9 protein-coding genes are annotated in these 6,869 nt (G+C 60.5%); 6 read left to right on the top strand and 3 right to left on the bottom strand.

Annotation, left to right across the window (positions count from 1 at the left end; genetic code table 11):
* Positions 1-145: 145 nt before the first annotated feature.
* From TU84_RS05455 to TU84_RS05445, 3 genes are read right to left on the bottom strand one after another with little or no spacing between them, the layout of a single operon-like run.
* Positions 146-1,021 (bottom strand): thioredoxin family protein, encoded by an 876-nt coding sequence (locus TU84_RS05455; RefSeq protein ID WP_048367774.1) that lies wholly within the window; start codon positions 1,019-1,021, stop codon positions 146-148.
* 31 nt (positions 1,022-1,052) lie between these two features.
* Entirely contained in the window at positions 1,053-1,742 is a 690-nt protein-coding gene (locus TU84_RS05450; RefSeq protein ID WP_048367773.1) for a class I SAM-dependent methyltransferase, read from the bottom strand.
* Positions 1,739-2,188 carry a YbaY family lipoprotein gene (locus TU84_RS05445; protein WP_048367771.1) on the bottom strand — a complete coding sequence of 150 codons (450 nt, stop codon included), beginning with the start codon at positions 2,186-2,188 and terminating at the stop codon, positions 1,739-1,741. The genes TU84_RS05450 and TU84_RS05445 overlap by 4 nt, the downstream gene beginning before the upstream one ends.
* A gap of 194 nt (positions 2,189-2,382) precedes the next feature.
* On the opposite strand from TU84_RS05445, the gene nrdR reads away from it, so the two are divergent.
* From nrdR to nusB, 6 genes are all read left to right on the top strand, one after another.
* Positions 2,383-2,847 carry a transcriptional regulator NrdR gene (nrdR, locus tag TU84_RS05440; protein WP_048367842.1) on the top strand — a complete coding sequence of 155 codons (465 nt, stop codon included), beginning with the start codon at positions 2,383-2,385 and terminating at the stop codon, positions 2,845-2,847.
* Positions 2,844-3,977, top strand: coding sequence for a bifunctional diaminohydroxyphosphoribosylaminopyrimidine deaminase/5-amino-6-(5-phosphoribosylamino)uracil reductase RibD (gene ribD, locus TU84_RS05435; RefSeq protein WP_173430600.1), 1,134 nt, complete (start codon positions 2,844-2,846; stop codon positions 3,975-3,977). Before nrdR ends, ribD begins: the two co-directional genes overlap by 4 nt.
* 47 nt (positions 3,978-4,024) lie before the next feature.
* A complete protein-coding gene (locus TU84_RS05430; RefSeq protein ID WP_048367769.1) occupies positions 4,025-4,687 on the top strand; it encodes a riboflavin synthase in 663 nt (220 codons plus the stop codon).
* A gap of 16 nt (positions 4,688-4,703) precedes the next feature.
* A complete protein-coding gene (ribBA, locus tag TU84_RS05425; protein WP_048367768.1) occupies positions 4,704-5,795 on the top strand; it encodes a bifunctional 3,4-dihydroxy-2-butanone-4-phosphate synthase/GTP cyclohydrolase II in 1,092 nt (363 codons plus the stop codon).
* Positions 5,796-5,886: 91 nt separating this feature from the next.
* A complete protein-coding gene (gene ribH, locus TU84_RS05420) occupies positions 5,887-6,363 on the top strand; it encodes a 6,7-dimethyl-8-ribityllumazine synthase (protein WP_048367766.1) in 477 nt (158 codons plus the stop codon).
* Positions 6,360-6,860 carry a transcription antitermination factor NusB gene (gene nusB / locus TU84_RS05415; RefSeq protein ID WP_048367764.1) on the top strand — a complete coding sequence of 167 codons (501 nt, stop codon included), beginning with the start codon at positions 6,360-6,362 and terminating at the stop codon, positions 6,858-6,860. Before ribH ends, nusB begins: the two co-directional genes overlap by 4 nt.
* Positions 6,861-6,869 lie beyond the last annotated feature (9 nt).

Here is a 6,869-nt window from a genome sequence, read left to right as displayed (position 1 = left end):
CATAAAATGTTGGCCAGAAGCCGATTATGGCTTCCTAGAATAGGCCTTATACATAGATGCAGCCGGGTGTCAGTGGGCAAAAGCGGGTTGACAGTGGGGGGCGAGTCCATACATAGGAGCGAGCTTGCCTCGCGATCTTTTGACCTTAGTACAACGCCGCAAACAGCTTGCGGCGATAGGTCGTCACCAGCGGGTGGTCATTGCCCAGCAACTCAAACACTTGCAACAAGGTTTTGTGGGTGATGCCTTCGTTGTAGCTGCGGTTGCGGATGAACAACTTCAGCAGGCCTTCCAGAGCACCCTCATATTGCTGGCGGGCCAATTGCTGAATCGCCAACTGATACGCCGCCTCATCATCTTGCGGGTTTTGCGCCACGCGGGTTTTCAGATCAGCCGCGTCTGGCAGCTCTGCCGCCTGGCGCAGAAACGTCAATTGCGCCTTGGCACCGGCCAGTTCGGCTTTATGCTCATCGCTCTTAACCGCGTCCAGCACTGCTTGGGCTTCGGCCAGTTCATTGCGCTCAGCCAGGCAGCGGCCATACAAAATCAGCGCTTTGGCGTTGGTGTTGTCTTCAGTCAGGATGCCTTTGAGCAACGCTTCAGCATCGGCAAAACGGCTCTCGGCAAACAGCGCCTGCGCTTGCTCCAGAGGATCTGCTTCTTCAGGCTCAGGCATTTCAACGTGTTTCTCCAGCAAGGCGCGCACGGCGGACTCAGGCAAGGCTTCCTGGAAGTGCTCGACCGGCTTGCCCTCTTTAAATAGCACTACGATGGGCAGGCTCTGAATACCGAAGTGTTGAACCAGTGCGTGTTCAACGTCGCAGTTCACCTTGGCCAGCAGCAACTCGCCCTGATAACTCTCGGTGATTTTTTCAAGGATCGGCAGGATCACCTTGCACGGTGCGCACCACTCGGCCCAGAAATCCACCAGAACCGGTTGCTCGTGAGAAGCGTCGACCACCAGCTTCTGAAAATCGGCTGCGGTCACGTCGAAGCTGTAAGAAGGTGTAGGCTGATTCATCAAGAGTCTCGAAACAGGTAAATGAAGGCAACTATAAAGGCTGCACAGGCAGGCTTAAAGCCGCGTGCGTGCGTTGCGCGTGATACAGGCTGACGTTGCGAAACTCATGGGGTTCGGCCAGGTCCGGCAAGGTCAGCGCCTTGAGGCTGCCCAGTTGTTGGTACAGCGGATGCTGGAAATCGCGCACCCGGGAATCAGCGACCAGCGTTTGCTGGCCGCGAGTCAAAAACTGATCCAGCAACGGCAAGTTCTCGCGGTCGTACAGTACATCCGCCACCAAGACCAGATCGAAGCGGTCAGCTTCGGCAAAAAAGTCACTGGAATAATGCAGCTGTACGCCATTGAGTTCGGCATTCGCCCTGCAGGCCGCCAGCGCCAGAGGGTCCAGGTCGCAGGCCACCACTTCCAGCGCACCCGCCTTTGCCGCGGCTATCGCAGCAATCCCCGAACCGGCACCAAAGTCCAGCACGCGCTTGCCTTGTACCCACTGCGGTTGCTCGTCCAGGTAGCGCGCCAGCGCCAGGCCGCTGGCCCAGCAAAAGGCCCAATACGGGGGCTCATAGAGAATACGCCGGGTCTCATCGGGGGTGAACTCACGGTCCATGTTCTGCGCATCAATCAGCCAGAGCTTGAGTGCCGTGCCTGGCAGCTCGGTGATGACCAGGCGCGCATCGCCGAGCAATGCGCGTAAAGACTGTTGCAGGTCGAGCGGTGTGTTCATGGCGCGCTGACAAAGGCCAGGGTGCCCACATTCTGCGTCGACGGCTGGCTGATGATGCGCGAGGGCAGGTGCAGGATCAATTGGCCGGACTGGCTGGCCCGCCCGCGCAACTCAACCCGTGCCCCGGCAGGGAAGGCTTCGGGGTTAAAGCGCAGTTTGAAGGGCAACGGCTGGTTATTGCCGATGATCTTGCTGCTGGCCATCAGCCCCTGCGGGCGGCCGCGCTCGTCAACAATCAGGATCGCCAACTCCACCTCGGCGCCTTTCGGTGCCCCGGTCAGCACGCCGCTTAGTTCACGCTGATACGCCGGCAGTGGCCCCAGATCGGCCGGTGCGTCGGTTTCTGGCTGGGCCAGCACTTGAGTTTGTGGCGGTTTGGCTGGCTCGCTGCTGCAAGCGGCCAGCAAACCGACGAAACACAGCAAAACACACGTTCGTAGTGACATGAGAAGCTCCAGCGGCAGGTCAGTCGACGTCAAAAATTGTGTAAAAAGGTAGTCGGCGGACTGTATACCGTAAAGCCTATGGCTTGTCTTGCCACCGGGATGCGCCAGGGTCTGTCCCCGCTTCATTGCGTCGCGGTTGCATTGACACGGGGACAGACCCTACCATGGCCCTCCCATTTTTTGTTGCCGCCACCATGCACTGTCCATTCTGCGGTGCCAACGACACTAAAGTCATCGACTCGCGTCTGGTCGCCGAGGGCGATCAGGTGCGCCGCCGGCGTGAATGCCTGGCCTGTGGTGAGCGTTTCACCACCTTTGAAACAGCCGAGTTGGTGTTACCGCGACTAATCAAGCAAGACGGCAGTCGTCAGCCCTTTGACGAAGAAAAACTGCGCGCCGGCATGCAGCGAGCACTGGAAAAGCGCCCGGTCAGTGTCGAGCGCCTTGAAGCTGCGCTGGCCCATATCAAAAGCAAGCTGCGCGCCACTGGCGAACGCGAAGTCAAATCGCTGGTCGTCGGTGAGCTGGTCATGACCGAGCTGCAAAAGCTCGACGAAGTGGCCTACATCCGATTCGCCTCTGTCTACCGACGCTTCCAGGACCTCAACGAGTTCCGCGAAGAGATCGATCGACTCGCCCGTGAGCCTTCCAAAGAATGACCCTGACCGCCGAACAAGCTGTTTTAGACGCCCATTACATGGCGCGAGCCATCGAACTGGCGCGCAAAGGGCTGTACACCACTCACCCTAATCCACGGGTCGGTTGCGTGATCGTGCGCGACGGGCAGGTGGTGGGCGAAGGCTGGCACGAGCGCACGGGCGAGCCCCACGCAGAAGTCCACGCCCTGCGTGCTGCAGGGGCGTTGGCCCGTGGCGCTACCGCCTACGTCACCCTCGAGCCGTGCAGCCACCACGGGCATACGCCGCCGTGTGCCGATGGCTTGCTGCATGCGGGCATCGCCCGAGTGGTTGCAGCCATGCAAGACCCCAACCCGGAAGTCGCCGGGCGCGGGCTCAAGCGGCTGGCCGATGCGGGCGTTGACGTGCGCAGCGGCGTGCTTGAGCAAGAAGCGCGGGCGCTCAACCCCGGCTTCCTTAAACGCATGGAACACGGCCTGCCGTTTGTGCGGGTCAAAATGGCCATGAGCCTGGATGGCCGCACCGCCATGGCCAACGGTGAAAGCCAGTGGATCACCGGCCCGGCTGCGCGCTCGGCCGTGCAGCGCCTGCGCGCCGAAGCCAGTGTGGTGCTGACCGGCGCTGATACCGTGCTGGCCGATGGTGCGCGCCTGACCGTGCGCGGGCCTGAGCTGGGCTTGAGCCCCGAGCTGACCGCGCTGGCGCTCAGCCGTCCGCCGCTGCGGGTTTTGATTGACGGGCGCTTGCGTGTGCCGCTGGACGCACCGTTTTTCAAGGCCGGCCCGGCCTTGGTCGCCACCTGCGTGCCGCCCGCCGAGCAATACCGCACCGGCCCCGAGTGCCTGGTGATCCACGGTGCCAACGGCCAGGTCGATTTGCGCAAACTGCTGGTGGCGCTGGCCGCCCGTGGCGTCAATGAGGTGCTGGTTGAAGCAGGTCCGCGTCTGGCTGGCGCCTTTGCCGAGCAAGGCCTGGTCGATGAATACCAGATATTCATCGCCGCCAAGTTTTTGGGGTCGACCGCGAGGCCGTTGCTTGAGCTGCCGCTGACCCACATGAGCGAAGCGCCGTTGCTCAAAATCACTGAAATGCGCGCGGTAGGGGATGACTGGCGAGTCACAGCCATACCTGTGTCGCCCGCAAGCGTATAATTATCAGCCTTCGTTTAGCGCAGGTTTTGTTCTCAAGGGGAACGCCCATGTTTACCGGCATTATCGAATCCATCGGCAACATCCGCGCACTGACCCCAAAGGGTGGCGATGTGCGGGTTTATGTAGAGACCGGCAAGCTCGACCTGAGCGACGTCAAACTCGGTGACAGCATCGCGATCAACGGCGTGTGCCTGACCGCAGTTGAGCTGCCGGGCAACGGTTTTATGGCTGACGTCAGCCGCGAAACCCTTGACTGCACTGCGTTCAACGACCTTAAAAGCGGCAGCCGGGTCAACCTGGAAAAGGCCCTGACCCCGACCACGCGTCTGGGCGGCCACCTGGTCAGCGGCCACGTTGACGGCGTAGGCGAAGTGATTTCCCGCGAGGAAAACGCCCGTGCCATCGAGTTCCGCATCCGTGCACCCAAGGAACTGGCCAAGTACATCGCCCATAAAGGCTCGATCACCGTCGACGGCACCAGCCTGACGGTCAACTCGGTCAATGGCGCCGAGTTCTCCTTGACCATCATTCCGCACACCCTGAGCGAAACCATCATGGACGACTATCGTCCAGGTCGCCGGGTCAACCTTGAAGTCGACTTGCTGGCGCGCTACCTCGAACGCCTGCTGCTGGGCGAAAAAGCCGCCGAGCCGACCTCGGGTGGCATCAGCGAAAGTTTTCTGGCCGCCAACGGCTACCTAAAATCCTGAAATAAGGGGGTGCCGCGTGGCGCTCAACAGCATCGAAGAACTGGTTGAAGACATCCGCCAAGGCAAGATGGTCATCCTGATGGATGACGAAGACCGCGAAAACGAAGGCGACCTGATCATGGCCGCCGAGTGCTGCCAGGCTGAGCACATCAACTTCATGGCGCGTTTCGCCCGTGGCCTGATCTGCATGCCGATGAGCCGCGAGCGCTGCGAAACGCTCAAGTTGCCATTGATGGCGCCGCGCAATGGCTCCGGCTTTGGCACCAAGTTCACCGTGTCCATCGAAGCCGCCACCGGCGTGACCACCGGCATTTCGGCCGCCGACCGTGCCCGTACCGTACAAGCCGCCGCTGCCAAAGACGCCAAGGCCGATGACATCGTCAGCCCGGGCCACATCTTCCCGCTGATGGCACAAGCGGGCGGCACCCTGGCCCGTGCTGGCCACACAGAAGCCGCCTGCGACCTGGCGCGCATGGCCGGTTTCGAGCCAAGCGGCGTGATCTGCGAAGTGATGAACGACGACGGCACCATGGCCCGTCGCCCTGAGCTGGAAGCATTTGCCGCTGAACACGGCATCAAAATCGGCACCATTGCCGACCTGATCCACTACCGGATGATCCACGAACGTACCGTTCAGCGGATTGCCGAGCAGCCACTGGACAGCGAACTGGGCCAATTCAACCTGGTGACCTATCGTGATTCTGTCGAAGGCGACGTGCACATGGCACTGACCCTGGGCAAGATCTGCGCCGAAGAACCGACGCTGGTACGGGTGCACAACATGGACCCGCTGCGCGACCTGTTGCTGGTCAAGCAGCCCGGCCGCTGGAGCCTGCGCGCCGCCATGAGCGCCGTGGCAGAGGCGGGCAGCGGTGTGGTGCTGTTGCTGGGCCACCCGTTGGATGGCGATGTATTGCTGGCGCACATTCGCGAAACCGCCGATGCCGCACCGGTGAAAAAGCCGACCACCTACAGCATCGTTGGAGCAGGCTCACAGATCTTGCGTGACCTCGGAGTACGCAAAATGCGCCTCATGAGTTCACCAATGAAGTTCAATGCCATATCCGGTTTTGATCTGGAAGTTGTAGAATACGTGCCCGCCGAATAATGACCGGACATTTCCAGTCCCGATTCGTGGCCCAATATCCTTAAAGAACGCACGAAAGTGCGTTCTGGCTCTTTAATACGAGACATACCGAATGACCCTGAAGACCATCGAAGGTACCTTCATCGCCCCCAAAGGTCGCTACGCACTCGTCGTCGGCCGTTTCAACAGCTTCGTCGTCGAAAGCCTGGTGAGTGGTGCTGTTGATGCCCTGGTTCGCCACGGTGTAAGCGAAAGCGACATCACCATCATCCGTGCACCGGGTGCGTTCGAAATTCCGCTGGTTGCGCAAAAAGTTGCCCAGCGCAACGAATTCGCCGCCATCATCGCCCTGGGCGCTGTTATCCGTGGCGGTACTCCGCACTTCGAATACGTGGCTGGCGAGTGCACCAAAGGCTTGGCTCAGGTGTCCATGGAGTTTGGCGTACCGGTTGCATTCGGTGTGCTGACCGTTGACTCGATCGAGCAAGCTATCGAACGTTCCGGCACCAAAGCTGGCAACAAAGGCGCTGAAGCTGCACTGTCCGCTCTCGAAATGGTCAGCCTGCTGGCAGCGTTGGAGGCCAAGTGATTTCCGACGAAAGCGATCGTTTCAACCCGCGCGATCCTAAACCTGCGGATGCTGGCAAGCCCTCCAAGAGCGCCAAGCGTCGCGAAGCGCGTCAGCTCGCGACCCAAGCGCTGTATCAGTGGCACATGGCCAAGCACTCGCTGAACGAGATCGAAGCCCAGTTTCGCGTGGACAACGACTTCACTGACGTTGACGGTGCTTACTTCCGCGAAATCCTGCACGGCGTACCTGCGCACAAAGGCGAGATCGATCAGGCTCTGGCGCCATGCCTGGACATCACCATCGATGAGCTGGACCCGGTTGAACTGGCGGTTCTGCGCCTGTCCACCTGGGAACTGCTCAAGCGTGTCGACGTGCCTTACCGCGTTGTGATCAACGAAGGTATCGAGCTGGCAAAAGTCTACGGCTCCACTGACGGCCACAAGTTCGTCAACGGTGTTCTGGACAAACTTGCACCTCGCCTGCGTGAAGCTGAAGTCAAGGCGTTCAAGCGCTAACCCGCGCTG

It is taken from the genome of Pseudomonas helleri, from assembly GCF_001043025.1.
GTDB classification, from domain to species: Bacteria; Pseudomonadota; Gammaproteobacteria; order Pseudomonadales; family Pseudomonadaceae; genus Aquipseudomonas; species Aquipseudomonas helleri.
This window is presented reverse-complemented; position numbering and strand designations above follow the sequence as displayed.

Bases quoted from the DNA above. Each gene is read 5' to 3' on its own strand.
- nrdR (WP_048367842.1), top strand. From the start codon at position 2,383: ATGCACTGTCCATTCTGCGGTGCCAACGACACTAAAGTCATCGACTCG.
- ribD (WP_173430600.1), top strand. From the start codon at position 2,844: ATGACCCTGACCGCCGAACAAGCTGTTTTAGACGCCCATTACATGGCG.
- ribH (WP_048367766.1), top strand. From the start codon at position 5,887: ATGACCCTGAAGACCATCGAAGGTACCTTCATCGCCCCCAAAGGTCGC.
- TU84_RS05430 (WP_048367769.1), top strand. From the start codon at position 4,025: ATGTTTACCGGCATTATCGAATCCATCGGCAACATCCGCGCACTGACC.
- TU84_RS05455 (WP_048367774.1), bottom strand. From the start codon at position 1,021: ATGAATCAGCCTACACCTTCTTACAGCTTCGACGTGACCGCAGCCGAT.
- TU84_RS05445 (WP_048367771.1), bottom strand. From the start codon at position 2,188: ATGTCACTACGAACGTGTGTTTTGCTGTGTTTCGTCGGTTTGCTGGCC.
- TU84_RS05450 (WP_048367773.1), bottom strand. From the start codon at position 1,742: ATGAACACACCGCTCGACCTGCAACAGTCTTTACGCGCATTGCTCGGC.